This is a genomic window from Escherichia sp. AM3, from assembly GCF_032029835.1.
GTDB lineage: Bacteria > Pseudomonadota > Gammaproteobacteria > Enterobacterales > Enterobacteriaceae > Escherichia > Escherichia coli.
This window is the reverse complement of record NZ_JAVUPQ010000058.1, coordinates 1-26422: the sequence shown is the minus strand read 5'-3', so window position 1 is coordinate 26422 and position 26422 is coordinate 1. Positions and strand designations below refer to the sequence as shown.

Genomic DNA, 26422 nt, shown 5'->3' with positions numbered 1-26422 from the left:
CAAATCCAATAGATTGCAGTGAACGTGTAGGCCTGATAAGCGTAGCGCATCAGGCAATGTTGCGTTTGTCATCAGTTCTAAATGGCGCTTTATAAACTGCCATTTTTTTATTGCGTAACCAGACGGCGTAATCGCGACACATCCACCGTTTTTTCTGCCTCTGCCAGACTCCAGGCGTTTTGCAGATTCAGCCACATTTGCGGCGAACTGCCGATCACCACGGAAAGTTTAATTGCCATTTCTGGCGTCAAAGCTGCTTTTCCTGTCAGCAATCGGCTTGCCGTTGAGGGAGCAATTTCCATTGCTCTGGCAAACTCGCGCAGGCTGACATTAAGTTCGTCCAGTGATTCCTGAATAATGTCCCCCGGGCGGGGATGATTGGCCATTTCCATTAGTGTCTTTACTCTCAGTAGCGTTCCTTCACTGGGAACACTATCATTATTGTTCCTTCCTACGCAACAATAATCCATTTAGCCATTTCATGTTGGAGAGTGTGCGATACTGCGACCCGAACATGGCAGTCGCAGCAAAGGCCTCTTAGTGACGGAAATCAATCACCATGCGGCCACGGATTTTGCCTTCTTCCATCTCAGTAAAGATGGTGTTGATGTCCGCTAACGGACGCAGGGCGACTTTCGGCACCACTTTACCTTCGGCGGCAAACTGGAAGGCTTCAGTTAAATCCTGGCGCGTGCCGACCAGCGAACCGACCACTTCAATACCATCCAGCACAAGACGTGGGATATCCAGGCTCATAGACTCCGGCGGTAGACCGACAGCCACAACACGACCGCCTGCACGGACAGCATCAACTGCCGAGTTAAACGCAGCTTTAGCTACCGCTGTTACCACCGCAGCGTGAGCGCCACCAGTTTTCTCCTGCACAATTTTGGCGGCGTCTTCGGTGTGTGAGTTAATCGCTAAATCTGCGCCCATTTCGGTTGCCAGTTTTAACTGCTCATCATTGACATCAATGGCGATCACTTTGGCGTTAAAGACATTCTTCGCGTATTGCAGGGCGAGGTTACCCAGACCGCCAAGACCGTAGATAGCAATCCACTGCCCTGGACGAATTTTTGACAGCTTAACGGCTTTGTAGGTGGTGACTCCCGCACAGGTAATGCTGCTGGCCGCCGCCGAGTCCAGACCATCTGGCACTTTTACCGCGTAATCGGCGACCACGATGCACTCTTCCGCCATCCCGCCATCAACGCTGTATCCGGCATTTTTAACTGAACGGCAGAGCGTTTCGTTACCACTGTTACAGTATTCGCAATGACCGCATCCTTCGTAGAACCACGCCACGCTGGCACGATCGCCTGGTTTTAATGAGGTGACACCTGGACCCACTTCTGCCACCACACCGATGCCTTCATGGCCCAGAATTACGCCGGTTTTGTCACCAAAATCGCCATTCTTAACATGAAGATCGGTATGACATACACCACAACACTCCATTTTCAGCAGGGCTTCGCCATGTTTCAGTGAGCGCAGTGTTTTATACGTAACGTCAACATGATGATCCTTCGTAACAACTGCAGCCTTCATAGTTCCTCCTTTTCGGATGATGTTCTGCATAGCAGGTGAGGCAAATGAGATTTATTCGCCACTACCCAGTATGGATGAGATCTGAAAAAGGGAGAGGGAAATAGCCCGGTAGCCTTCACTACCGGGCGCAGGCTTAGATGGAGGTACGGCGGTAGTCGCGGTATTCGGCTTGCCAGAAATTATCGTCAATGGCCTGTTGCAGGGCTTCGGCAGAGGTTTTCACCGCCACGCCTTGCTGCTGCGCCATTTTGCCAACCGCAAACGCAATTGCGCGGGAGACTTTCTGAATATCTTTCAGTTCCGGCAGTACCATACCTTCGCCGTTCAGCACCAATGGTGAATACTGCGCCAGCGTTTCACTTGCCGACATCAGCATCTCATCGGTGATACGTGACGCGCCGGAAGCAATAACACCCAGGCCGATGCCCGGGAAAATAAAGGCGTTGTTACACTGGGCGATAGGGTAGATTTTATCTTTCCATACCACTGGATTAAACGGGCTGCCCGTGGCGACCAGCGCGTTACCTTCGGTCCAGGCGATAATGTCCTGCGGTGTGGCTTCCACGCGTGACGTCGGGTTAGACAGCGGCATCACGATCGGACGCGGACAGTGTTTATGCATCTCACGGATGATCTCTTCCGTAAACAGCCCGGTCTGTCCTGAGACGCCAATCAGAATATCTGGTTTTACATTGCGCACCACATCCAGCAGTGACAGCACATCGCTGTCGGTATCCCAGTCACTGAGGTTTTCGCGCTTCTGCACCAGTTTGGTCTGGAAAGGCAGCAGGTTCGGCATCTTGTCAGTCAGCAAGCCAAAGCGATCGACCATAAAGACTTTCTGCCGCGCCGCTTCCTCGCTTAATCCTTCGCGCTGGGTCTGGGCGATGATCATTTCGGCAATGCCGCATCCCGCTGAACCTGCACCAAGGAAGACGATTTTTTTCTCGCTTAACTGACCACCTGCCGCTCGGCTTGCTGCGATCAGTGTGCCGACTGTTACCGCCGCAGTGCCCTGAATGTCATCGTTAAAAGAACAAATTTCATTGCGATAGCGGTTAAGTAACGGCATCGCATTTTTTTGAGCAAAGTCTTCAAACTGCAACAGCACGTCTGGCCAGCGTTGTTTCACAGCCTGGATAAATTCATCAACGAATTCATAGTATTCGTCGTCAGTGATACGCGGATTACGCCAGCCCATATACAGCGGATCGTTAAGCAGCTGTTGGTTGTTCGTTCCGACATCCAGCACCACCGGAAGGGTATACGCCGGGCTGATGCCGCCACAGGCGGTATAGAGCGACAGTTTACCGATCGGAATGCCCATCCCGCCGATGCCCTGGTCACCAAGCCCCAGAATACGTTCACCGTCAGTCACCACAATCACTTTAATATTATGGTTCGGCACGTTTTGCAGAATATCGTCCATATTGTGCCGGTTCTGGTAAGAGATAAACACGCCGCGTGAACGGCGGTAGATCTCAGAAAAACGCTCACAGGCTGCGCCGACGGTTGGGGTATAAATAACAGGCATCATCTCATCAAGATGATTGTTTACCAGACGGTAGAAGAGGGTTTCGTTAGTGTCCTGGATGTTACGCAGGTAGATGTGTTTGTCGATTTCGGTTTTGAATCCCTGATACTGGATCCATGCTCGTTCCGCTTGTTCTTCGATGGTTTCGACCACTTCCGGCAGTAACCCCAGCAGGTTGAAGTTACGGCGTTCTTCCATGCTGAAGGCACTGCCTTTATTCAACAACGGAAATTCCAGCAGTACAGGGCCAGCGTAAGGGATATAAAGCGAACGCTGTTTTTTTGTTTTTGGTTCCATGTCACTCACTCTTTTTTGAATATCCATCCCTGGGGGGCTTTTATCGTCTTTGCTTTACCGCCAGGGCGTCGGCCTCAAGTATAAAGCAGATAAAAACAAAAACACCATTGCGCAGGCAATGGTGTTTAATCGTCATTGAGGACTGATGGTTATGAATTACTTTTCAGCGGGGCGTTTTCTGCCGGTTGGGTTATTTACTACGCTGGATTTGTCACCTTCGGTAACTATTTTGCGCTGGTTAGAAATTTTATGGTCCAGTCCAAGAATATGACGTGCCTGACGGTTCGATTTCATTTTAACTCCTCAATCCTGTAGCTAGTTTTAAGGACAACATCGCCGTAGCGAAGAAACACGTGCTAAACCCCTAAATTAGGTTGCCGATCAAGCATAGCACCTTAAAGCGTAGGGTGCTGGCCACTGACCACATAATTGATCGTTTGCTGGTAGATATCACTGAGGATGTCGTTATCAGAAGCTTCAACCCATTTGGTCAGCTCCATGAGAATGTCATCTTCAGTGACAACACCGTGCTGTGCCCGAAGGCCTTGCTCAATGGCATTAACCAGAGCGGGTTCTGCTGTTGAATTTTCTGCCTGATAATAAGTAAACATAGTGATTCTCCGTGTCTGTGTATTTATGGTGTCTGCTACGGATCGCAGATTTATAAAGCACATTCAGCATGGCAAATATTTGCCGCTTCGTTGTTAAGATTAGTCCTGGTTGATGATTTTTATATTTTAACACCATGATATTCATAGGGATTGTGATTGGTATGATCCGATTAATATTGATACAATATCTTTTGGGTTATATATTCCCGGTAATCTATTGTGGGAATTTAATTTAAGTGCAGAAGTAATATTTTCGCCGGATTTTATTCGGAATATCCTGCTTATCCTCGTGCTGTTTCTCACGTAGTCTATAATTTCCTTTTTAAGCCCACAGGAGAGCAACAATGACAATCCATAAGAAAGGTCAGGCACACTGGGAAGGCGATATCAAACGCGGGAAGGGAACAGTATCCACCGAGAGTGGCGTGCTGAACCAACAGCCGTATGGATTTAACACGCGTTTTGAAGGCGAAAAAGGAACCAACCCTGAAGAACTGATTGGCGCAGCGCATGCCGCATGTTTCTCAATGGCGCTTTCATTAATGCTGGGGGAAGCGGGATTCACGCCAACATCGATTGATACCACCGCCGATGTGTCGCTGGATAAAGTGGATGCCGGTTTTGCGATTACGAAAATCGCACTGAAGAGTGAAGTTGCGGTGCCGGGTATTGATGCCTCTACCTTTGACGGCATCATCCAGAAAGCAAAAGCAGGATGCCCGGTCTCTCAGGTACTGAAAGCGGAAATTACGCTGGATTACCAGTTGAAATCGTAAAGCATTGCCGGATGACGCGTCAGGCGCGTGAATGCCTGATGCGTTGTTAGCATCTCTACAGCGCCCGCCAGCACCGGAGCTCACGTCCGTCCTCCCTTATTGCTAATGATTGCCGGACTTCACATCCGTGGGTTGCCAGCGGGCAACGTTCGTAGAAAAAACAGCCTTGCGGCAACGTGCGGTTTCCCGGCAGATCCGTTTTACGTAATGCCCATTCTTCCTCCAGCGGTTTATCAATGGCGGGGAGGGAATCCAGCAATAATCGGGTGTATGGATGTGCAGGTGCCGTCAGCACCTGCTGCGCGTCGCCCAGTTCTACAATCTGCCCGAGATACATCACCGCCACCCGATCGCTCATATGACGTATCACCGAGACATTGTGTGAAATCAGCACATAGGTCAGCCCGTGATTTTCCTGTAGCGTTACCAGTAAATTGAGGATCTGCGCCTGCACGGAGATATCCAGCGCAGAGGTTGGCTCATCAAGCACAATCACGTCAGGCTGCGAAGAGAGTGCTCTGGCAATGGCGATACGTTGCCGCTGCCCGCCGGAGAACGCATGAGGCAGGCGGTCGAGATACTCCGGACGAATACCCACCTGCACAGCCAGCTCCTCTGCCAACGCTCGCCGCTGTTGTTCACTACTACGCTTAGCTATCCAGAGCGGTTCTGTGATGATGCGCCACACCGGTAAGCGCGGATTGAGCGAAGAGAGCGGGTCCTGAAACACCATCTGCATAATGCGTTGTGAGCCAGAACGGATGTACTGCCCGTGGCTCGGTTGCAGCATACCCATTAAAAGCTGTGCGAGGGTGCTTTTGCCGCAGCCTGACTCGCCGACGATCCCTAAGGTTTCACCACGGCGGATCTGTAAATCAATACCATTAATCGCATGAACATGTTCCGTAGTTTTACCAAGCCAGTTTTTACGGGCCGGGAAATTGATATGGACGTCGCGTAACGTTAATAACGTGTCAGACACTTATGACCTCCTGCTGCGGATACCAACAGGCGCAGCGCTGGTTGTTGTCACCACACGCTGTCAGCGCCGGGACGTTTTCACACTGTGCACCTGCCGCATAGCAACGATCGCGAAAAGCGCAGCCGTCAGGCAAATGGGTGAGGTTTGGTACCGTCCCTGGAATGGCGGGTAATAGCTGGCGTGGTACTCCATGTTCTGGTGCGCATTGGAGCAAACCAATGGTATACGGATGCCGGGGATGATGGATAACGTCTGCCGTCACGCCGCTTTCAATTACGCTTCCGGCATACATCACGTAAACGCTATCGCACAGTTGCGACACCACGGCCATATCATGGCTGATGAACAGAACCGCAGTTCCACTGGCGCGGGCTTTATGTTTAAGCAAACGCAGTACCTGCAACTGCACCGTGACGTCCAGCGCCGTAGTCGGTTCGTCGGCAATAATCAATTGCGGCTCGCAGGAGAATGCCAGCGCAATCATTACCCGCTGGCGCATACCACCTGAAAGCTCAAACGGATAGCGCGACATAACTTCCACGGCATCCGGGATTTGCATCTCTTCCAGCAGGGCAATCGCTTTAGCTCTGGCTTCCCGACGACTTATTGGTTGATGATGGCGGATCACGTCCATCATCTGAAGACCTATTCGACGTGTCGGATTGAGGGCGGTCATCGGTTCCTGAAAGATCATCGCCACTCGTGCGCCGCGCCACTGACGAAGCTGTTTTTCCCGCGCGTTAAGAACATCTTCTCCCAGCAGGGAAATCTGCCCCCGATGTACGCAATAACTGCCCGTCGGTAGCAGACGCATAATCAGCATTGCGGTGACTGATTTACCTGAGCCGGATTCTCCCACCAGACCGACAATTTCACCGCGGTTAATCTGCAAGGACACATTGTTGAGCGCGTGAACATCACCGTTAAAACCGGGGAAACTCAAATGCAGTTGTTGAATGTCCAGAACGGGTTGGGTCATGACTGCTTTCCTCCTGCTTTCGGGTCAAGCAGATCGCGAATACCATCACCAAAGAGATTAAACCCGACGGCGGTAAGCAAAATCGCTGCCCCCGGAAATGCGCAATACCACCACTGATCGAGTACATAGTTGCGACCATTTGCTACCATCGCGCCCCATTCAGCACTCGGTTGTTGAGCACCCAGGCCAATAAATCCCAACGTGGCGGCCATTAAAATCGCGCTACCGATATCCAGCGATGCCTGCACGATCAGCGGCGGCAGGGAATTACGTAAAATATGCCAGCTGATCAGATGCCAACGCGACGCGCCAAAGGTTTTCGCCGCCTGAACATAGGTATACTGGCGTACAACTAATGCTTGCCCCCGCGCCAGGCGCACATAAAACGGAATTCGCACTATAGCAATCGCCAGCATGGCGTTAAACAAACTCGGCCCGAGAGCGGCAGCCAGTGCCATTGTCAGTACCAACGAAGGAATCGACAGCATAATGTCCATGATGCGCATGATGATGGCGTCTGCGCGTCCGCCAAGCACACCGGATAGACATCCGAGTAGCGAACCAATCATACCCGCAATGGCAACTACGACTAATCCGGCGAGAATTGATTGCTGACTGCCGACCAGTACGCGGCTAAACAGATCGCGTCCCACTTCATCGGTGCCAAACCAGTGCGCCGCAGAAGGCGGCAAAAGGCGGGTGGTTAAATCAATGGCGTTGGGATCATGCGTCGCCAGCCACGGTGAAAAAATCATCATCAGTAGCATTAATACAATGATGACTGCGCCGGTCACGGTGAGCGGACTGCCTTTCAGCATCCATACCAGTTTTGCACCGTTAAATCGCGTTTGTTTTTGTGGGCGTACGACGGACGTTTCCTCGCTTAGCATCATTCACCACCTCCATGTCCGATACGCGGATCAATCCACAAATAGAGCAAATCCACCACCAGGTTGACCAGCACATAAGCAAATGAAACCACGACGGCAAAGCCCATCACTGCCGGGAAGTCGAGCGCCTGTATTGATGTTACTACCCATGCACCCATTCCGGGCCAGGCAAAAACGGTTTCGGTGAGCACTGCGCCATACAACAAATCGCCCAGCGCCAGCCCCAATACGGTAATCGATGGGATCAACGCATTGGGTAGCGCATAACATAGAACGATATACCAGCCGGGCAAGCCGCTGGCCCGGGCGGTACGAATGTAGTCTTCACTCAATTGTTCCAGCATCGCTGAGCGGATCTGGCGAGCGACAATTCCCAGGTGAACGAACGCCAGCGTTAATGCCGGTAAGATGAGATGTTGCAGCGCATTGAAGAAGACTTCACCGTTACCTTCAAGCAGCGCATCGAGCAGATAAAAGCCGGTAACGTGCGTTGGTGGATCCAGCCAGTAATCAAGCCTTCCGCCGCCGGGAAGAATTTGCAGATGACCATAAAACAGCACAATGACGCCCAGCCCAAGCCAGAACGCAGGTGTGGAGATTCCGGTAATGGCCATTATTCGCACCAGATGATCCAGCCAGCGATTTCGCCAGACTGCAGAGAGTATGCCCAGCGGGATGCCAATCAGGAGTGCCAGTAGCAGCGCGCAAAATGCCAGCTCCAGCGTCGCCGGGAAAAATATACGCAACTCTTCCAGCACCGGACGCCCGGTACGAATGGATGTTCCCAGGTCACCATGAAACAGGTCGCTGACGTAGCGGTAAAACTGTACATACAGTGGCTGGTCCAGTCCCAGTTGCTGGCGAATATTTTCCACGATAGCATCGCTGGCGCGGTCACCCGCCAGTAACCGCGCCGGATCACCAGGGATCAGATGCGAGATAATAAACGTAATCACGCAGACGCCCGCCACCACGAGCACCAGCCCCCAGCAGCGTTGGCGTAAAATACTCCAGAAGGTCACGTTATTTACTCATGGTATTGATATTGAAGACCTGTTCCAGCATGGGATTGAACACAAAGCCTTTCACCCCTTTGTTCATCGCCAGTTGGTAGTTTTTCTGGAACAGGTACATATAAGCAGCGTCATCAATGACGATTTTCTGTGCCTGCTGGTAGTCCCGGGTACGCTGCGTCTGGTCGGTGGTCGCAAGCGCATTGCGCAGTAACTTATCGACCTCACTGTTTTCATAGAACGAGCGGTTACCCGGCAGACCTTTTTTGTCTGACTCAAACCAGTAATTCATAAACATATACGGGTCGGCAAAATCCGGACTCCAGTTGCCAATCGCAATGTCGTAATCACCTTTACCCACTCTGTCGCGCATGGTGGCGTTCGCCAGCTTTTCCAGCTTCACATTGATGCCCAGCTTGTTGAGACTGGATTGTGTCGCCAGAGCAATAGGCTCCCAGTTCGGATCATTATCAGAATAGAGAAACGTCAGGCTGGTGGGTTTGTTCGTCACTTTATCCCATTCAGCTTTGGCTTTCGTTTCGTCATGGTTGTATTGCATTGCCGTCGCATCGTAGCCCCACATGCCTTCCGGAATCGGGCCGCGCATCTGTTTTCCGTTACCACTCAGAATGCCGTTAACCATTCCCTGGTAATCGGTAGACCAGGAAATGGCCCGACGCAGATCCGCCTGATTAAGTGGCGCTTTGCTGTTATTCAGATACAGGTAGGTGACGCGCAGTGACGGATACTCTGCCACATTGACTTTGTTTTCCTGCTTCAGGGCGTTGAGTTGATCCACCGGCAGCGCATCGGCAATGTCAATATCACCACGGGAGAGCTGCAGGCGACGGGAGGCACTTTCACCAATAATTTTTACCGATACTCGCTTAAAGTTCGGTTTATTGCCAGGGTAATGCGGATTTGGCACCAGAACTAATTGCTGACCTTTTTGCCAGCTTTTCAGCATAAATGGTCCGGAACCGGCGGTATTTTGCGCGAGGAAGCCGCGGGCATCATCCGCTGCATGTTCCTTTAACACCGCCGGATTGATAATGGATGCACCGTCATTCGCCAGCGTGTAGAGGAACGGTGCGAATGGCTGGCTAAGGGTAAACTTCACCGTATGTTCGTCGGGAGCATCAATCTTTAAATCTTTGGGAAATGCTTCTGCTGGCCCCTGGCCGATTTTTAGTAGCCGCTCAAAAGAAAGTTTTACTGCTTCGGCAGTGACAGGTGTGCCATCGGCAAATTTAGCATTATCTTTCAGGGTGAACGTCCACTCTTTTTGATCGTCAGACGCTTTCCAGCTACTTGCCAGATCGCCTTCAACGTCGGTTGAGCCTTTATCACCGTCCGTTTTGTACTGAACCAGCCGCTGATAAGACGGGTAGGTCACTGTCCAGTCGTTATTATCTATTGTTACCGCCGGGTCGCGGGTTTGTGGATCGGCGGCCTTACCAATCACCAGCATATCTTTTGGTACGGCGGCGTGCGCAACCGGGAAATTTGTGGCAAGGACGAGCGCGAGCAATGTGGGACGAAACGATATCGATCTCTTCATGACAGTTTCCTGATTAACTGACGTGCTGTGTGCCAGGGGATATAAAACAAGAGAATTGATCAGCGAGCAGAGGGTAACTCGCTGCCTGGGGTAATTCGAAGTGCCACCATTCGCTGGAGATACCGACAAAACCGCCACCAGTCATTATCGCATTCAGCAACAGCCGATTGCGCTGAGCGGCGGGCGGGACGGAAGGGTGATAGGCATGGGAGCGCTCGTGCATTTCATCGAACCCTGCGCCCATATCGAGGATGTTCCCGTGCTCATCACGAAGCGTCAGGTCGATCGCCGTGCCACGGCTGTGATTAGAACCGACCGTCACATCAACAACATATTGCGGGTCTGGGCAGGCTTGCCACAACATCGCCTGTGCTTGTTGTGGGCGATACGCATCGTAAATCACCAGTTGTAACCCTGACAGCTGGGCGATGCTGATACTTTTCGCCAGCGCGGTAATCGCATCCTTGTGTAACAGACAACGCGCTTGCTGATAAATAGCTTTACCTGTGATGTTATCAGCGCAGGCGTATTTCAATTCGATCTCCAGATCAGGGAAGATTACGGCTAAATCAACCAGTTCGGTGGTATCCGACATAAACGGTTCCTGTATAAGACAAAAATTGCTGCGCTTTCCGCTTATGCAGATCTCATGCCATGCCGGGATAAGCGCCAGAATGCTGGCTTAAAGTTATATTTTTTAACTTTTGATCAACATTTGTGCAGCGTAGTGCAGTTTTGGTGCAAGAGGGGAAGTTAAGGAAGGAATCTCCCGGAATCGTAGCTGAAATCACAGTATTTAAGTGACAGTGTCACGTTAAATGAAAACCCGCGAGTGCGGGCGAGAGGAATTTGTCAGATTTTCAGCGGTAACACGCTGCTCATCCAGCCTGGAATTTCTTCGGCGGGTAGGGGGCGGGAAAAGAAATATCCCTGAATAACGCGACAGTGGATCTTGCGTAGCATCTCAAATTGCTCTTTGGTTTCGACGCCTTCCGCCACGACGGTTAAATTGAGGCTTTGCCCAATGCTGGTAATGGCTTCAAGTAAGGCAAGGATGCGTTTTTCGGTCAGACAACGATCGACAAAACTTTTGTCAATTTTGATTTCCGTTACCGGAAGACTGACTAAGCGGGATAATCCGGAAAAGCCCGTACCAAAATCATCTACCGATAAGCCCACGCCCATATCACGCAGGATCTGAATGCGCTTAAAGATTTCGGTATCGTGTTCCATCATCATGCTTTCCGTGATTTCTACCGTCAGCTGGTGGCCGTCAATACCCCAGGCGTGCATTGCATCAGACACCTGATAAGGCAGTTGATTACTGCGAAAGTGCAGCGCCGACAAGTTCACGGATAACGCCGGGATATGAATATTCTGGCTACGCCATTCTGCTAACTGACGGCAAGCTTCCGCGATGACCCAGCGCCCAATATTTTCGATTTCACCAATCTCTTCTGCGAGAGGAATAAACCGTGAAGGGGGCACATGACCATGCAGGGGATCGTGCCAGCGAGCAAGGGCTTCGATGCCGTACAGTTCACCCGTTTCTGCGAAGATTTGCGGCTGGTAAACCAGTTTCAGTTGGTTATTGCTAATCGCTTCTTTCAGCGCTGCGCCTAAAACCAAACGCTCTTTTACCATTTCGTTCATCGCCGGGCTGAAGAACTGCCAGCCGTTACCGCCATTCTTGCGAATATAATCCATTGCATTGTGAGCAGTGGAGAGCAAGTAATCGCGGTTTTTACCCACGTCGTAGCTGATGCCAATACTCAAGGTAAGCGGGAAGGGTTTATCGTCAATCATTATCGGCTTGCTGACCACATTCCGTAGCTCATCGGCGATTTGGGTAATGTTACTGACGTCGTTTTCGAGGCTCACGAGGACAAACTGCGTACCTTCGATACGACAGAGATACTGATCCGGTTTGAGTTTTTCACGAAAGCGATTGACCACTTCCAGCAATGCCTGATCGGCCCACGCATAGCCAAGGCTATCAATCACATCCTGAATATGGTCAACACCGATGAGATACACCACGGGAGAGACGGCTTTGTCGACCAGGTCATCGAAGTAATTGTGCAGGTTATTGCGATTTGGCAGACCGGTCATCGGATCAAATTGGATGAGTTGTTCAATATGCTGACGGCTTTTTTCCTGTTCCAGCGCCAGCGCGGCCATATGCTGGCTGATATCTGCCACGCGTTCGATAAAGGCGCTGGTTTCTGCTCCTGACGAGGTTTTAATTTGCAGGATCCCCGCAGGCGCGCCATCACGCTGACGAATGGTCGCTGACCAGCTTTGCGCATTTTGAATTTCTGCACCGTGGGAAGATGACGCCCAGTGTATCGGCATCCCGTTGCGCTGTGCGAACAGCGAAACATGCGATTCGTTGAGTACAGATTCGATGTTACGACAAATGATTTCCCCCATTTCATGAAATGGCGGGCTGCTGCACATGGCGGCGAGAATATTGCCTTCAAGCTGGCGAATCTGCCGTTCTTCGGTGATATCCGAGAAAGTCATTACCAGGTTCTGCAGATGCGCGAGCACGTCATAAACCGGGCTGATAGAGGCTTTAATCCAGATTTTTTCACCGGTGCGCGTCAACAGCAGAAATTCGTCCTGATCGCGGGCGGTTTTCCATAGCAACTGTTGTAAACGAATGCGGTTATCGGCAGGGAATTCAGGAATGTTCAGGAGTGTATCGGGCTGCATACCGCTGGCTTCGCTAATGCAGTAACCAAACATTTCGGTAAATGCGCGATTGCACTGCACAATATGGCGTTCCGGATCGAGGACAATCACCGGTCGGTCGAGATGGTCAACGGCAATAATCAATTGTCGGGTCTGTTCTTTTTGCGCCATTTCTACGCTGGCATCCCGTACCAGCGCCAGGTAATAAACTTTCCCCTCGGCGCTCACTTTCGATAGCGCAAAACGGATCCAGATTTTACTGCCGTCTTTTTTCTCCAGCTGCAGCTCCCGACTCATCCCCTCAACACGCGCTTTACCGCCTTCACGGTTATGACGAATGTATTCAGGATGCGCAGGACGCAAATCCCGCGGAATCAGCATATCAATGTTATTGCCAATGACTTCTTCACGTTTGTATCCCCAGAGCTTCTCTGCGGCGGGGTTGAAAAACATCACTTCATCATTTTCGTTAATTAACACCGCGCCCATCATATTTTGTTCAAGGGCGGGGAAAAAAATGCCATCGGCGGCATTTTCCGCATCGGTTAGCTTCATGATTACCTCTGCATCCTGGCGCATCTAAAGACTGGCTTTCCAGAGTTCAACACGGTTTCTACCTCGTCTTTTGGCGATATACAGAGCTTCATCGGCTATTTGAATGAGGCGCTCATAGTCAGGATGACCATTAAACATGGCGGCACCGATGGAAAGTGAGAGGGCAATATCCTCGCCGTTTGCGGCTTTCAGTTTGGTTTTCTCCACCCGACTGCGAATACGTTCTGCGGTACGTAACGTTTCGTTTTCAGAAGCTTCAGTCAATACAATGATAAATTCATCGCCCCCGTAGCGGAAAACATAATCACTACTGCGGACGTTGTCATAAAAGGCTTGAGAGACTTTACGCAGAATTTCATCGCCAGTGTTATGGCCCCACGTATCGTTGATCTCTTTGAATTTATCAACGTCAATAATCAGCACTGACAGCGGTGTACCGGTCCGGTTGGCATGGGCAATTTCGCGTTTGAAGATAGTCGGCAGGAAACGGCGGTTAAGTAATTTCGTCAGTACATCCATACCGACTTCGTGGCGCGATACTTCTTCAAACAATTCACGCAGCAAGGTAATAATTTGCGATACGGTATTTCTTATCTGTAATAAAAATTTCACCCGCAGACTTCTGTTATTCAAATTCCTGGTGTTACGCATGGTTTGATTGAAAATACCGTCGAAATCCTGAATCAGACGGGAGATATGGCCCACTTCGGCAATGCCGCTAAAATAATGTCGACCTTTATGGTTAAACCACAGGCCAAAATCAGCCTGGCTTAAAGGCAAACTACTGCCTAAATCAGAATCCAGCAGGACTTTATAGATAATATCTATTTCCCATGAAAGTATTGAGGCTATTTGCCGTTCTTTTTCTTCTTCGGCGTTTTCCAGTAACGAGAAGATACGATAGTTTTCATCTTCCTTTGAGGCACTACTGTCACTAAAGGTAAACGCGCGGGTCATCACTTCCATAGCGATATCAATACTGTTAATCGAGAAATGGTAGACCTGAAGTTTTTCTGCGGCAGAATAATCCGAAGAGAAGATTACCGGATAGAGGATTTTTTTCAGCACCCGAAACCCCATCTCGACAATTTCTACCGGAATTCCTATGCGGGCATGCACTTCCGCGACGGTATGCTGGATTTGTATTAGCCTTTCGACATCGTCAACCTGGGCAGAAAGCACGTTAATAATCCAGCGCTCCATCGCACTTTTCAACTGCCGCTCAACTTGTTCATTACTCAAGAATTCTTCGGCATGCGGGTCGATGCGGACAATTCGATAAAACTCAATACTCAGATAATGAGCATGCGCAACGGCAATTTCCGCGGCTTTAGCACGAATGGGCGGATCTGCCTGTTCGACAAGTCCGGTCCACTCATCTTTCATTCTTTTAAAATACATCTCCATAATTCACACCCTTATAAGGCTGGGAAATCAGACGGAATCAAAACGAAACGCAACGTGCGAGATCGACTAACTGCACCATATTCTCCTGAAATATGAAGATATACTGAAAAGAAATAAGCAATTTAGGACAGTTTCAATCTACGCTACTGTTCTTCAGAAGAGTATAGCCCATCGTAATTATTTTTCGGTGACAGCGAATATCGTATGTTTTTTCATATTCATACATTTTTATTAGGGGATTTATGGTTGTTTAACTAAGTGTAGTTAATTGCGTGTTTAATTTGACTTTAGTAAGCATGATTACTAGTGGGATAGTTCAAGAGGGTAACAAGCCGGTGGGTAAAGCACCGGCTTGTTACAAAGTAAGAATGGGAGTTTAACTGCCCCAACGACTTTGCAGATAGCTGACCGCTTGTTGAGTCTGCGGTTTATTCAGATAGTCCTCACGGAACAAGATGGTGCCGCTAATTTCTGGTACCGCATCGTTAAGATCGAGCTGCTTTTTCAGCTCCGGTACGCCGCCGTTAATCATCCAGTCTGGCTCTATCTTTGAAGGTTCACCCACTTTATAGAAGGCGATACCGATATACAGGCGGGTCCTGGTCGGTTTAACGACATCCGCCCACCATTTTGCCAACACGTCATAACGCGCGGCACTCCGTGAGAACGGCCAGTAAATTTGGGGAGCAATGTAATCCAGCAATCCTTGTTCCACCCATCGACGGGTGTCAGCGTAGGATTCGTCATAGGCTGCCGCGCCTCGGGTATCGGAACCGAGCGGATCGTGTGATCGGTTACGCCACACGCCTGCCGGGCTAACACCAAATTCGACTCCCGGCTTAATGCTTTTAATGGTGTGCGATACCTTTGCAATTAACTGCTGAGTATTGTTGCGCCGCCAGTCTGCTTTTGACGCAAATGCGCCTCCGTATTTACGGTACGTTTCGTTATCAACTAGCCGTGAACCCGGTGACTCCGTATAGAAATAGTCGTCAAACTGCACGCCATCTACGGGATAGCGGGAAACCACTTCTGCGACTATTGATGTGATCCAGTCCTGAACCTCAGGGATGCCCGGGTCGAGGACAAAGCGATCGCCAGACGTTCTGATCCAGTCGCGGTGTTGCACATAGACGCTCGCCGGTTGTTGAGACAGAGTGCTATTCAGTTCCCTGATAGTACCGGGCTTCGTATTAACCGATACGCGATAGGGGTTAAACCAGGCGTGTACTTTCATCCCACGCTTGTGGGCTTCGTCGAGCATAAATTGCAGCGGATCGTAACCCGGATTTTCACCAATCTTACCGGTCATAAGATCGGACCACGGCAAAATTTTCGATGGCCACAGGGCGGTACCGTCCGGCTTGACCTGGAAAAAGACCGTGTTTATACCGAGACGTTGCAGATGATCCAGTTTGTCGATCATCGCCTGTTGTTGTACACGGGCCCGGCTGGTGGGATTACTAATGTTAACCGAGGAAACCGGTGGCCAGTCGAGGCGAGACACCGTGGCCAGCCAGATGCCACGCATCGGTTGTGACGATTGTTGCGTCGTGGCTGGTGGCTTTGAACCCGCTGGTGGTGTCACCATGGACTCTGGAGGCGTGCTTTTACAACTACACAGTAAAAGTGCCAGTGCAACCAGTATCGCCGGTCTTCTAATCGCTAATTTCTCGTTTCGGGAGCAGATATCCATATGTGCTGGTTTCCGGTAAACAGATGTGCGCTCATTCTCGTACTTATCCCCGTTAAGTCAATACGACAGCAAGCACGAAAAAGGGAGCGATGAATTATCGCTCCCTTGTCTTATAACCATTCAGACATGGTTAGTGTTTCTTGTCATTCATCACAATATAGTGTGGTGAACGTGCACGCGGGTGCAGGAAGAAGTGACCTTTTGGTGCGTTCTGACTGTTGATTGGCTCCAGAGTGACGCCGGTATTTGCTTTGCCTTTACGATCATGAACAGCATAGAGAATAAAGGGCAGGGCAAGTACCACCAGGAAACTAACAACCAGTAATTCAACATACATATCGGTAGAATCACCCTGGATGTTATCCGGCGGCAGGAAGGAAACAATAAACGCCATAATTGAAGTCAGCAGACCGACAATTGCCACGACCAGTTTCACTCCTTTACCACCAGGGATATTAAATGTGCGTTTTAAGTCAGGATGTTTAAGAACCAACACAATGTAGCCAATAAACAGCATGAAATAAGCACACAGATAAATCACCACCGTCAGCGCCAGTGCGATCAGGAAGGACATGTTGTTACCGCCACCGGTATTGGTGAGGATGATCAACGCGATAGACGTAATCACCAGCTGCGAAATGACCAGCGTTACCGGTACGCCATTTTTGTTCATTTTAGCGAATGCCGCTGGCAGCAGGTTTTTCTGCGCTGTGACATACATCCCGCGAGAAGGACCAACAATCCAGGAGGCGATTTCCGCCAGAACACCCAGCAACAGCAGTGCGGAGATCACGCGAACCGTCCACTCAATTTCTGGTGCCACATGGGACATCAGAACGGTAAAGGTTTGCATTACCCCTGCGGAGAGGTTGATTTCATTACCCGGAATGACCATCGCAATAGACAAACCACCAACAGAGCTTAAGCAGATTGCCGCCACCATCAGCAGTAACATAGCCAACGGATAGTCGCGCCCTGGGTTGCTCATTTCATTGACGTGGGTTGCGGATGCTTCTACGCCCATATAACTCAAAATGAAGGCAACAAATACTACCAGGGTGCCCACTTTAGAGAAGTCAGGGAAGAAGGTCTTCGAATCCATTTCGATAGCAACGGGGGCACCGGAGTGCAGATAAATAGCCGCTAATGCGATCAAAATAAATGCAGGTAACAGGATACCGGCGAAGAAGCCAACTTTAGCAATTCGCGCCGTGTATTTCGTGCCACCAAACTGCGTTAATGCCAGCGCCCAAAGAATGATGAGTGCTGCAATAGTTTTGGTAATGGGGTCTTCATTCAGCGCTGGCCATTTCAGGATGTAGGAGAGTGCCCCTAACACGAAATAGAGCATCGGAATAAAACCAATGGCGATTTGCAGATAGCCAAATGAGATCGCTGCAAATCCCCATCTCGGCCCCAGAGTATTTGATACCCAGGCGAAGACACCACCTTCTTCCCAGCCGTCGACGGTGGCCATTTCCGCAGCACAAAGTCCCACGGGAATAAACCATAAAATCCCGCCTAATAGCAGGAAGAAGACTAATGAAAAGCCCGATGTTGCGAAGGTAGGGTATTCATAAACAGCCATTACCATCGATGCCGTTATGGCAAAGAATCCAAGTAATGTGAGCTGCTTAGCTTTACCTGTCTGTACTGATGTAGCCATATTATCCCCCTAAAACGGTATTCCTGTCGGAACCGCACCTGTTTTGTTCTGAAGCGTATTCAGAACAATATTTTCCGTTGCTAATGCCAGTGAACAGACTTTGGAAATTGTCCCGAAACGGGTTCGTTTCGGGACACCGTTACCGTTAAACGTTATCAGGTATGTTTAAAGCTGTTCTGTTGGGCAATACCCTGCAGTTTCGGGTGATCGCTGAGATATTTCAGGGAGGCTTTGTAGTCTTCCAGCAACAGTTCAGCAAAGTCCATTTCGAAGCCGCGACGGCACATAATGCGCATCACCACGATGTCGGTGGCTTCACCGCCGAGAGTGAAGGCCGGAACCTGCCAGCCGCGCAGACGCAGACGTTCAGAGAGGTCGTACAGGGTGTATCCCGGATCTTCACCCTCTTTCAGTTTGAAGCAAACCGCCGGGATGCCTTCGTCCGGGCGACCGGTACAGATGAACTCATACGGCCCCAGTTTGGCGATTTCATCCGCCAGATAAGCGGCAACCTGGTAAGAGGCGTTCTGTACTTTGGTATAGCCTTCACGACCGAGGCGCAGGAATTCATAGTACTGTGCAATTACCTGACCCGCCGGGCGGGAGAAGTTGATGGCAAAAGTACCAATCTGACCACCCAGGTAGTCAACGTTGAACACCAGTTCCTGCGGCAGCGCTTCTTCGTCACGCCAGATAACCCAGCCGCAGCCCAGCGGAGCCAGACCGAATTTATGGCCTGAAGCACTGATCGATTTCACACGCGGCAGGCGGAAGTCCCAGACGATATCCGGGGCGACGAACGGTGCCAGGAAGCCACCGCTGGCAGCGTCGATGTGCATGTCGATGTCGATACCGGTGTCGGCCTGGAATTTATCCAGCGCATCGTGCAGCGGCTGCGGGAACTCATAGTTACCGGTGTAGGTCACGCCGAAAGTCGGCACCACGCCGATGGTGTTTTCGTCGCAGGCTTCAATCATGCGTTTCGGGTCCATAAACAACTGACCGGGGCGCATAGGGATCTCACGCAGCTCCACATCCCAGTAGCGGGCGAATTTATGCCAGCAGATTTGTACCGGACCGCACACCAGGTTCGGTTTATCCGTTGGTTTGCCTGCAGCTTCCATACGCTTGCGCCAACGCCATTTCATCGCCATCCCGCCGAGCATACAGGCCTCGGAAGAACCAATGGTGTTGGTGCCAACGGCCTGACCATTTTTCGGCGCAGGCGCATGCCACAGATCGGCAACCATATTTACGCAACGCAGGTCGATGGCTGCGGATTGCGGATATTCTTCTTTGTCGATCCAGTTTTTGTTAATGGATAAATCCATCAACTTGTGGACATTGTCGTCGTCCCAGGTCTGGCAGAAAGTGGCCAGGTTCTGACGAGCGTTGCCATCAAGATATAATTCGTCATTGATAATCTGAAATGCGACATCGTCGCGCATTTCGTGCAGCGGAAAACGTTTTGATTCTGCGATAGTGGAAATAGACTTCGCACCAAAACGTGAATCGAGTAGTTCCGACCTTAAATCCGTTACTTGCTTCTTATCCATTTTAAACTCCTTAAAATGATTGGATCGCATTAAAAAAGTAGGATTTATCGATAAAGTAAGCAAGTGCAAAGGACTCGGGTTTAAATAACAAAATCCTAATGTTATTTATCATGAGATATTACGCGAATAATGTTTTTTCATTGAAAAACAATATAATAGGGAGTTCTTGGGTGGTGGTCAGGTGTTTTATGCTGTTATTTTTATGCGCATTCTTTGCCTCCTGAATTATCACGTAAAAATCAGACCTTAAAATATCACTATTAGTACTTAGTTATTATTTTGAACGCATTTATAAAATTATTACATAAAAATGGCGAATATTGCTAAAATTCCCGCCAACGATGTGTTGACGGGGCTGTTATTATTTTGGCAATAATACTCCGGTATAAGTATTTACCGGATGAGAAAGATATTGTTTAACGGCAGTGTTAACATTCTCTACCGTCATTTGTTTCAACAATTGCTCCTGCTCAGTCCATGCTGCAGGATCGTCATATTGAATAAGACTATTTACAATGGTGTTCGCTAATTGTTGAACGCTACGCTGTTGGATATCGAGGCTGCGCTGAACGTTTTGCTGGTATTCATTCAGTTCTTGCTCACTGATCCCTTTAGCCAGACGCTTAACCATCACTTCATTCGCTAACGTTAACAGTTCATCATGTCGTTCTGGTTGACAAGTAAAAGCCAGCAAATGACTGATATCTTTGGCCTGAGGATCAACCGAGAGGCGAGAAGAAACGCTGTATGCTCCAGATGCCTATTCACGAATATTAACACGTAGATCTTTTGCCAGTGCGACGTTAAAAGCATCGAGCGCCATACGCGTCGCCAGATTAACAGGTGTCCGGGAATCATAACGCTTCCACTGTGAAACCTGTGCCACAGGTTCATTTTGTTCTTTTACAGTAACCGATGCGTTGTCCGTCGCGCGAGTTAATGGTTTACCTGCGGCTAATGGCGAATCAGAGTGTTTGATTGATCCTAAGTAACGCGTAATTAACGCCACGAGTTTGTCTTCTGAGACATTACCGACAATGACAAACGTGATATCCGCTGGAGATGAAAACAACTGGCGATCGGCAGCCAGCGCATCTGCGGCAGTAAACTGTGCAATCTGATTTTCTTGCAGTAATTTCGTGCGGTCATCAGCATAGCGCGTCTCATACATCTGCTGGGCGAATTTCTCCGCTGGACGCTGGTCGAGCGTTTTCAACGCCTGAATTTGAGCATTTTGTAGCGATGCCCAAATATTGTCGTTAATCGTGCTGTGGGTGATTCGCTGGTTAATCAACTGGAAACCAGGTTCAGGGTTATTAGTCCGCGCGCTAACGGAGAGCAACGTATTCATGCCACTGACTTTACTGCTCATGGTTACCGAGTTTTCCGCACTCCAGCGTTTCAGGCTGGAAGAGGAGAGTTCGCCAACGCCGCTTCCGCTAACTGCTTTATTTGCCAGCGCGATAAGTGATTTTTGCTGCGCAGGGAAACTTAAATCGCCTTTATTCGATACGGCAATAATTTGTAGCTTTTGCTCTTCACCCGCGGATTTTGCCAGAATAACCCTTGCACCATTGGAAAGTGTTAATGATGTCAGATTCTCAGCCAGCGTTTCTTTGCTGCTAATTTCCGCCTGTGGGTCAGCGTCTACTGTTAACGATAAATTTCTGCCTGGGAAGATGTAAGCCGCCAGCTTTTTGTTGGCGTACTCTTTTTCCAGCGCCAGGATAGCCGCAGGAGACAATGCTTTTTTGGCGGCAAGCTCATTGTTTACCATTTGCTCCCAAAATGCGTCCTGGTTCTTTCTTAACTGCTGCCATTTTTCCGCCAGACTTTGCACGGTAATTTGCTGCCACAGACGTTTCGAAAGTTGATATGTCTCTTCCGGCGACAAGAACGGCGTATTATTTAATGAGCTGGATGCCAGGCGACTGGTCAGCATACGTAAATCACGTTCAGCTTGCTGATCAACCGCATTTTTCAGCCAGGTGAGGCGGGTAGATTTGACATCATCGAGTTCTTCAGCAGAAAAACCATGCTGATCAATGGTTGCCAACTCTGCCATTAATGCATTCGCAGCATCCTGCATATTATCGCCTCGTGCATTTACACGGAAAAACAGCGACTGATAATCGGGTGCAATTTTAACGCTGCGTGCAGTACCGCCAGAAATAGTCTTCAACTCGCCCGATTGTATGCGTTCCTGCAGACGTTGATTGAACAGCTGAACTAACATGCTCCATTCAGCTTGTTCGATAAAGCTTTGCTCATCGCTCACTTGCACCTTTGGCAGGCGATAATAGAGTGCGATGCCGTTCACCCGGTTTTCTTTATCATTAATGATATTAAAGCGCAGGTGATTTTCGGCTTTTGTCGGCCAGACGCGATTTTCAGCTGCTTTGTTAGCCGGAAGCTTACTTAAATTATCCTTTATCAGCGCCAGCGCTTCTTTACTGTCGATATCGCCAACCACGATAAAGGTCATATTATTTGGTTGATACCAGCGTTGATAAAATTGGCGCAATTGTGCCGGTGTGACCGTGGCGACAGTATCCATCAGGCCGATAGGTTCACGGTCTAAATTACGGGTATTAGCCAGCAGGAAAGGGCGGCGCGCCTGAGAGGTGCGCCATTTCGCATCCTGATGGGCACGCCATTCCTCAGTAATTACGCCGCGTTCAGCGTCTACTTCGAGTTTTTCAAAGCTTGCGGCATTACTCCATTCACTGAAGATTGCCATCACTTGTTGCAGATTTTGTTTCTGCGTAGTCGGCAAACTCACCTGATACACCGTTTCGTCATAGCTGGTATAGGCATTAACATCGCGACCAAAACGCAGGCCCATTGACTCAAATGTTTCGATGACTTTATTACCCGGCCATGTTTTTGTGCCGTTAAACATCATATGTTCTACAAAATGAGCCACGCCGCGCTCATTGTCTTCTTCCTGCAATGAACCGGTATGAATTTGCAGCCATAAATTTACCTGATCCTTTGGATGAGCATGCGGATAAATCATATATCGCAAGCCATTGTCCAGTTGCCCGGTAATTAACTTTTCATCCTGCGGTAAGGCGGCAATCAGCCGCCCTGGGAGCAACAGAGTTGCCACTAATGTCAGTAAGAAACAGAGGTTTCTCATAATTATCTCCATGCGAAAACCGGGCGAATTTACCCGGTTAAGTAAAATCCGAACTATTAAAATTTCATGCTGACATCAAGCCAGAAAGTACGGCCACTGGCGTAGGTCGCCACACCGGTATTCGTTGTATCAACAGCGGTTTTGCTATCCAGTACATTGAGAATATCGGCACTGATCGTCAGGTTTTGTTGTTGCAGAAATTGTGGCGTCCAGGACAAGCGGGTGTCCCAGGTCAGGCTGCTATCCAGTTTTTCGTCAACATACTGCTTGTAATCTGAATATTCGCTGATGTATTGCGCATTCGCCTTACCCAGGATAATGCGAGCTTTACGCGCTTCTTGCCAGGCCAGCGTATTCGCCCACACTAACCCGCTCGGTTGATGCGTGAAATCCATGTTTAAGGAGATCTTTAATGGGTTATTAAAATCTGCCACTGGAACGCTATCGTAAGAGACCAGATTACCGTTATAAACCACCTGGTTATCACCGGTATTGCTCTCCTCATAACCATTGTTTAACGACAAGTTGCCCTTGCTCTTGATATAGCTAAAGACAATTTGTGGGTTAATATCTACCTGGCGGATATGCAGGGGTTCGGCCAGCTCAAAACTGAGGTTGAACGAATGCGTTTTGGTTTTGCCATCGTTGTTATATTCAGTAATGGTGGTTTTAGTCGCGCTGTCGGTACGACTGCTTTTGCTGATTTGATCATGCGCTTCACGGTAAACATAGTTTGCGCGCGCAATAACGTTCTTACCGATTTTTTGCTGCAATCCCATTGCCAGTTCATCGTTATAAGGCGTTTTCAAATCCTGATAACGCGTCAGGGTTTTATTGCCTGATACCGATTCCGTCCAGCTATTGCGGATATCACGTAATCCCATATCAAGAATATTCCCACCATAGTAACGGTTATAACCTGCGGTAATCATTGAGGTTTGATCAGCAAAAATATCCCATTCCGTCATAAAGCGCGGGGAGATATTGTGGTTTGACAGATAGTTGTCATAGTCATACCGCACGCCGGGCATTAATGACACATTACGCCAGCTAATGCGATCCGCCATATACAGTGTGTAGTTGTCAATTCCCAGGCTGCCTTTACCTTTATGGTAAATGGTATGGTTAGTTTTCTTTCCGGCAGCATTAATCACATAGGATTCAGACTGGTTATGGCGTTCAGTCCATGCATCGGAATAGATGTATTCCGCGCCGAAGTAGGTTTGATGCGAAACATTACCCACGGCGAATTTTTGCCAGTCCAGGCGTGTTTTGAAGGTGTAATTATCTACAGCCTGGGAAATGTGTCCTAATCCGCCACGGGTGCAACGCCCTGTAATATCACCATATGTACATGAAAGTTCGGTGTACCAGATGTCATGATCGTGACGGGTATAATCACTAATATGATCCCAACCAACGGTGGTACGTAGTTTGGCCCATGCGAGCTGCGTATCCATATCCCATGCCAGACCATAGGATTTATTACCCATTTCGCGATCAGACTGCGGGAAGGTGCTGGTATTATAATCACGGCTGGAGCCGGTATATTTTAAGGTTAAATCGTGGGTAAAGCGGTCGCTGGCAAACCAGGTAAATTTGCTCAATGCAGTATCGATAACGTTTTTATACTGTGCCCGACCGGCGACAATGCCGTCATTCGAAACATAATCCGCACGGGTGATATCAGACTGGCGGCGCGATAAACCGGCGGTAACGCCAAAGTTATCAGCGAGTTCCTGATTAAACGACAAGGTATAAAAGTTCTTTTTAAAATCTGGAGAGTAATAAGTACTTCCTGAAGAACCTTGATTAAATGCGCTCTTGTTATTCTCATCGATATGCGATGTTAACCAGTCCGAACGCGTAGTGTGATAACCCAGTTTCACGCTGCTATCATCAGCGTTGAAGCGTTTGATCTTTGCATCAATTACCCCGCCATTGAAACGACCGAATTCAACCGGCACAAAACTGTCATAAAGCGTCACATAGTCCAGTAAGCTGACATCAAGATAATACCCCTGTGACATCCCGCTAATATTGGTTGCACTACTGGCATCGGACTCATTCGCTGGGTTCAGGTTATTAGTGGCACTAATACCATCAATCAAATAGGCATTCTGGTAGGGCGACGCACCGTGAATAGAGATTTTCTCCGGGCGAATATCTCCCTGGTTCAACGAGGTACTTTGCGTTGAATCCATGCGTACCGCAGGGTTGGTTCTCAGCAGATCGCTGATATTGCCATTCCCGGTCGGTAAACGCTCGATGCTTTCACTGGTGTAATGCGTGTTGCCGTTTACGGGTACAGGGACAGGAGCATAGACCGTCATCTCTTCAAAAAAATGCATGTACATGTTTTTGTCATCGACGGCCTGCGCCACATCAGCGCCACATAAAATGACGCCAGGAATAAGAACTCGCTTCATTTATTTATATCTCCGTACAGCAGGGCTTTTATTGTTTTTATAAAACCGCGCTAATGTCACAAATATCATCGGCCAGGTTCCAGACACCGGGTTGATGTGTAACCATAATGACGCCGCTTGTGGGTAGTTTTTCACGCACTAAACGCAGTAAGCGGATAGCCTCTTGTTCCTCAAGATGAGAGGTAGTTTCGTCAAGAAATATCCATTTCGGACGTCGTAAAATTAATCGTGCCAGGGCGATACGTTGTTTTTCGCCGCTGGAAAGAATATCTCCCCAGCGATCGTGGTCATGAATACGCGCAGCCAATTTCCCCAGACCAACCTGATGCAGTATTTCGCTCAACGATTTATCGTCTACGGGCAGAGGAAGTGCTTTACAAATAATCTCTTTCAGTAAGCCGGTTTTAATTAACGGTGTTTGTGACACATACCAACTGTCAGCAGGAGAAGAAATATCACCTTTAAACCACGGCCAGCAGTGGGATAATGTTTTAAGCAGTGTGGTTTTTCCCGCACCAGAGTAACCTTTCAGTAATAGCCATTTGCCTGGCGAAACATGAAAGTTTAGGTTCTCTAATATGATCTTATTATCAGGCGTACGAATACTCGCATCAGCCACTTGTACCGCATGTTGGCAATTTTTAGGCTTATTCGTAGGGCGCTGTTCAGTGAGTTGATGGAACTCATACAAGCGATCGATAACCGCAGCCAGTTCAGCAAGTTCGTCATATTTATAAATAAACCAGCTTAAATTGTTCGATACCAGCATAAATGCCTGGCGCGATTTCATCAGTCCGCCCAGATTGATCTGCCCGCTAATAAACTGCGGCAATAACAGAAAGTAGGGAAGAACGCTAAGCGAGCGCGAATAAATATTTTGCCAGTAATCAAGCCACCGCTGACGATTCATTAAACGATGCCAGTTCTCTTTAATGGTATGAAAATTGTCGCTCAACTCCTGGCGTTGTAGAGACTCAGCATTGCTTAGCGCAATCAGTTCTGCCTGTTGGTAATGACTCCAACTTATTGATAGTGTTTTATGTTCAGATAATGCCCGATGACTTTGTCATGCAGCTCCACCGA

19 protein-coding genes and 2 pseudogenes are annotated in these 26422 nt (G+C 49.0%); 1 reads left to right on the top strand and 20 read right to left on the bottom strand.

The annotated features are described in order from the left end of the window. Window positions 1-107 precede the first annotated feature (107 nt). From RTW80_RS17925 to bdm, 5 genes are all read right to left on the bottom strand, one after another. Entirely contained in the window at window positions 108-392 is a 285-nt protein-coding gene (locus tag RTW80_RS17925; protein WP_033548883.1) for a HigA family addiction module antitoxin, read from the bottom strand. A 145-nt stretch (window positions 393-537) separates the two neighbouring features. Next, window positions 538-1548 (bottom strand): alcohol dehydrogenase AdhP, encoded by a 1011-nt coding sequence (gene adhP, locus RTW80_RS17920; protein WP_000642433.1) that lies wholly within the window; start codon window positions 1546-1548, stop codon window positions 538-540. A gap of 133 nt (window positions 1549-1681) precedes the next feature. Then, window positions 1682-3379, bottom strand: a complete 1698-nt coding sequence (gene maeA / locus RTW80_RS17915) for a malate dehydrogenase (protein WP_000433465.1) — start codon at window positions 3377-3379, stop codon at window positions 1682-1684. Between the two features lie 156 nt (window positions 3380-3535). Then, entirely contained in the window at window positions 3536-3673 is a 138-nt protein-coding gene (sra, locus tag RTW80_RS17910) for a stationary-phase-induced ribosome-associated protein (protein ID WP_000841554.1), read from the bottom strand. Between the two features lie 101 nt (window positions 3674-3774). Then, the gene (bdm, locus tag RTW80_RS17905) at window positions 3775-3990 is read right to left on the bottom strand and encodes a biofilm-dependent modulation protein (protein ID WP_000495771.1); all 216 of its coding nucleotides are present in this window, start codon (window positions 3988-3990) and stop codon (window positions 3775-3777) included. A gap of 344 nt (window positions 3991-4334) precedes the next feature. On the opposite strand from bdm, the gene osmC reads away from it, so the two are divergent. Further along, a complete protein-coding gene (gene osmC / locus RTW80_RS17900; RefSeq protein ID WP_000152305.1) occupies window positions 4335-4766 on the top strand; it encodes a peroxiredoxin OsmC in 432 nt (143 codons plus the stop codon). A gap of 55 nt (window positions 4767-4821) precedes the next feature. Here the strand turns inward: osmC and RTW80_RS17895 are convergent, their stop codons facing one another. The 15 genes and pseudogenes from RTW80_RS17895 to RTW80_RS31465 form a co-directional block, all read right to left on the bottom strand. Continuing rightward, window positions 4822-5748: an ABC transporter ATP-binding protein gene (locus tag RTW80_RS17895; protein ID WP_001285536.1), complete on the bottom strand. Its 927-nt coding sequence runs from the start codon at window positions 5746-5748 to the stop codon at window positions 4822-4824. Beyond that, complete coding sequence (locus tag RTW80_RS17890) at window positions 5741-6727, bottom strand: ABC transporter ATP-binding protein (protein WP_000193537.1); 987 nt, start codon at window positions 6725-6727, stop codon at window positions 5741-5743. Before RTW80_RS17890 ends, RTW80_RS17895 begins: the two co-directional genes overlap by 8 nt. Next, a complete protein-coding gene (gene ddpC / locus RTW80_RS17885) occupies window positions 6724-7620 on the bottom strand; it encodes a D,D-dipeptide ABC transporter permease (protein ID WP_032247864.1) in 897 nt (298 codons plus the stop codon). Before ddpC ends, RTW80_RS17890 begins: the two co-directional genes overlap by 4 nt. Continuing rightward, window positions 7617-8639, bottom strand: a complete 1023-nt coding sequence (locus RTW80_RS17880; protein ID WP_063119209.1) for an ABC transporter permease — start codon at window positions 8637-8639, stop codon at window positions 7617-7619. Before RTW80_RS17880 ends, ddpC begins: the two co-directional genes overlap by 4 nt. 1 nt (window position 8640) lies before the next feature. Next, window positions 8641-10191 (bottom strand): ABC transporter substrate-binding protein, encoded by a 1551-nt coding sequence (locus RTW80_RS17875; RefSeq protein WP_312719726.1) that lies wholly within the window; start codon window positions 10189-10191, stop codon window positions 8641-8643. Window positions 10192-10204: 13 nt separating this feature from the next. Continuing rightward, on the bottom strand, window positions 10205-10786 hold the full coding sequence (ddpX, locus tag RTW80_RS17870; RefSeq protein WP_001285833.1) for a D-alanyl-D-alanine dipeptidase: 582 nt from the start codon (window positions 10784-10786) through the stop codon (window positions 10205-10207). 257 nt (window positions 10787-11043) lie between these two features. Further along, window positions 11044-13443 carry an oxygen-sensing cyclic-di-GMP phosphodiesterase DosP gene (gene dosP, locus RTW80_RS17865; protein WP_312719724.1) on the bottom strand — a complete coding sequence of 800 codons (2400 nt, stop codon included), beginning with the start codon at window positions 13441-13443 and terminating at the stop codon, window positions 11044-11046. A gap of 24 nt (window positions 13444-13467) precedes the next feature. Beyond that, complete coding sequence (gene dosC / locus RTW80_RS17860; RefSeq protein ID WP_000426295.1) at window positions 13468-14850, bottom strand: diguanylate cyclase DosC; 1383 nt, start codon at window positions 14848-14850, stop codon at window positions 13468-13470. A 376-nt stretch (window positions 14851-15226) separates the two neighbouring features. Beyond that, a complete protein-coding gene (locus RTW80_RS17850; protein ID WP_074152902.1) occupies window positions 15227-16546 on the bottom strand; it encodes a family 10 glycosylhydrolase in 1320 nt (439 codons plus the stop codon). 130 nt (window positions 16547-16676) lie between these two features. Beyond that, window positions 16677-18212 (bottom strand): acid resistance gamma-aminobutyrate antiporter GadC, encoded by a 1536-nt coding sequence (gene gadC / locus RTW80_RS17845; protein ID WP_000246019.1) that lies wholly within the window; start codon window positions 18210-18212, stop codon window positions 16677-16679. A 155-nt stretch (window positions 18213-18367) separates the two neighbouring features. After that, window positions 18368-19768, bottom strand: a complete 1401-nt coding sequence (locus tag RTW80_RS17840) for a glutamate decarboxylase (RefSeq protein ID WP_000358850.1) — start codon at window positions 19766-19768, stop codon at window positions 18368-18370. 361 nt (window positions 19769-20129) lie between these two features. Then, window positions 20130-22910, bottom strand: a pseudogene (locus RTW80_RS17835) (M16 family metallopeptidase). Window positions 22911-22966: 56 nt separating this feature from the next. Beyond that, a complete protein-coding gene (locus tag RTW80_RS17830) occupies window positions 22967-25339 on the bottom strand; it encodes a TonB-dependent receptor plug domain-containing protein (RefSeq protein ID WP_085448345.1) in 2373 nt (790 codons plus the stop codon). A gap of 37 nt (window positions 25340-25376) precedes the next feature. After that, window positions 25377-26354: pseudogene (locus RTW80_RS17825) on the bottom strand (ATP-binding cassette domain-containing protein); the annotation flags it as partial. An 8-nt stretch (window positions 26355-26362) separates the two neighbouring features. Continuing rightward, a partial coding sequence (locus tag RTW80_RS31465; RefSeq protein ID WP_071528444.1) for an IS1 family transposase occupies window positions 26363-26422 on the bottom strand: 60 nt, incomplete at its 5' end.

Bases quoted from the DNA above. Each gene is read 5' to 3' on its own strand.
- RTW80_RS17925 (WP_033548883.1), bottom strand. From the start codon at position 392: ATGGAAATGGCCAATCATCCCCGCCCGGGGGACATTATTCAGGAATCA.
- adhP (WP_000642433.1), bottom strand. From the start codon at position 1,548: ATGAAGGCTGCAGTTGTTACGAAGGATCATCATGTTGACGTTACGTAT.
- maeA (WP_000433465.1), bottom strand. From the start codon at position 3,379: ATGGAACCAAAAACAAAAAAACAGCGTTCGCTTTATATCCCTTACGCT.
- sra (WP_000841554.1), bottom strand. From the start codon at position 3,673: ATGAAATCGAACCGTCAGGCACGTCATATTCTTGGACTGGACCATAAA.
- bdm (WP_000495771.1), bottom strand. From the start codon at position 3,990: ATGTTTACTTATTATCAGGCAGAAAATTCAACAGCAGAACCCGCTCTG.
- osmC (WP_000152305.1), top strand. From the start codon at position 4,335: ATGACAATCCATAAGAAAGGTCAGGCACACTGGGAAGGCGATATCAAA.
- RTW80_RS17890 (WP_000193537.1), bottom strand. From the start codon at position 6,727: ATGACCCAACCCGTTCTGGACATTCAACAACTGCATTTGAGTTTCCCC.
- ddpC (WP_032247864.1), bottom strand. From the start codon at position 7,620: ATGATGCTAAGCGAGGAAACGTCCGTCGTACGCCCACAAAAACAAACG.
- RTW80_RS17875 (WP_312719726.1), bottom strand. From the start codon at position 10,191: ATGAAGAGATCGATATCGTTTCGTCCCACATTGCTCGCGCTCGTCCTT.
- ddpX (WP_001285833.1), bottom strand. From the start codon at position 10,786: ATGTCGGATACCACCGAACTGGTTGATTTAGCCGTAATCTTCCCTGAT.
- dosP (WP_312719724.1), bottom strand. From the start codon at position 13,443: ATGAAGCTAACCGATGCGGAAAATGCCGCCGATGGCATTTTTTTCCCC.
- dosC (WP_000426295.1), bottom strand. From the start codon at position 14,850: ATGGAGATGTATTTTAAAAGAATGAAAGATGAGTGGACCGGACTTGTC.
- RTW80_RS17850 (WP_074152902.1), bottom strand. From the start codon at position 16,546: ATGGATATCTGCTCCCGAAACGAGAAATTAGCGATTAGAAGACCGGCG.
- gadC (WP_000246019.1), bottom strand. From the start codon at position 18,212: ATGGCTACATCAGTACAGACAGGTAAAGCTAAGCAGCTCACATTACTT.
- RTW80_RS17840 (WP_000358850.1), bottom strand. From the start codon at position 19,768: ATGGATAAGAAGCAAGTAACGGATTTAAGGTCGGAACTACTCGATTCA.
- RTW80_RS17830 (WP_085448345.1), bottom strand. From the start codon at position 25,339: ATGAAGCGAGTTCTTATTCCTGGCGTCATTTTATGTGGCGCTGATGTG.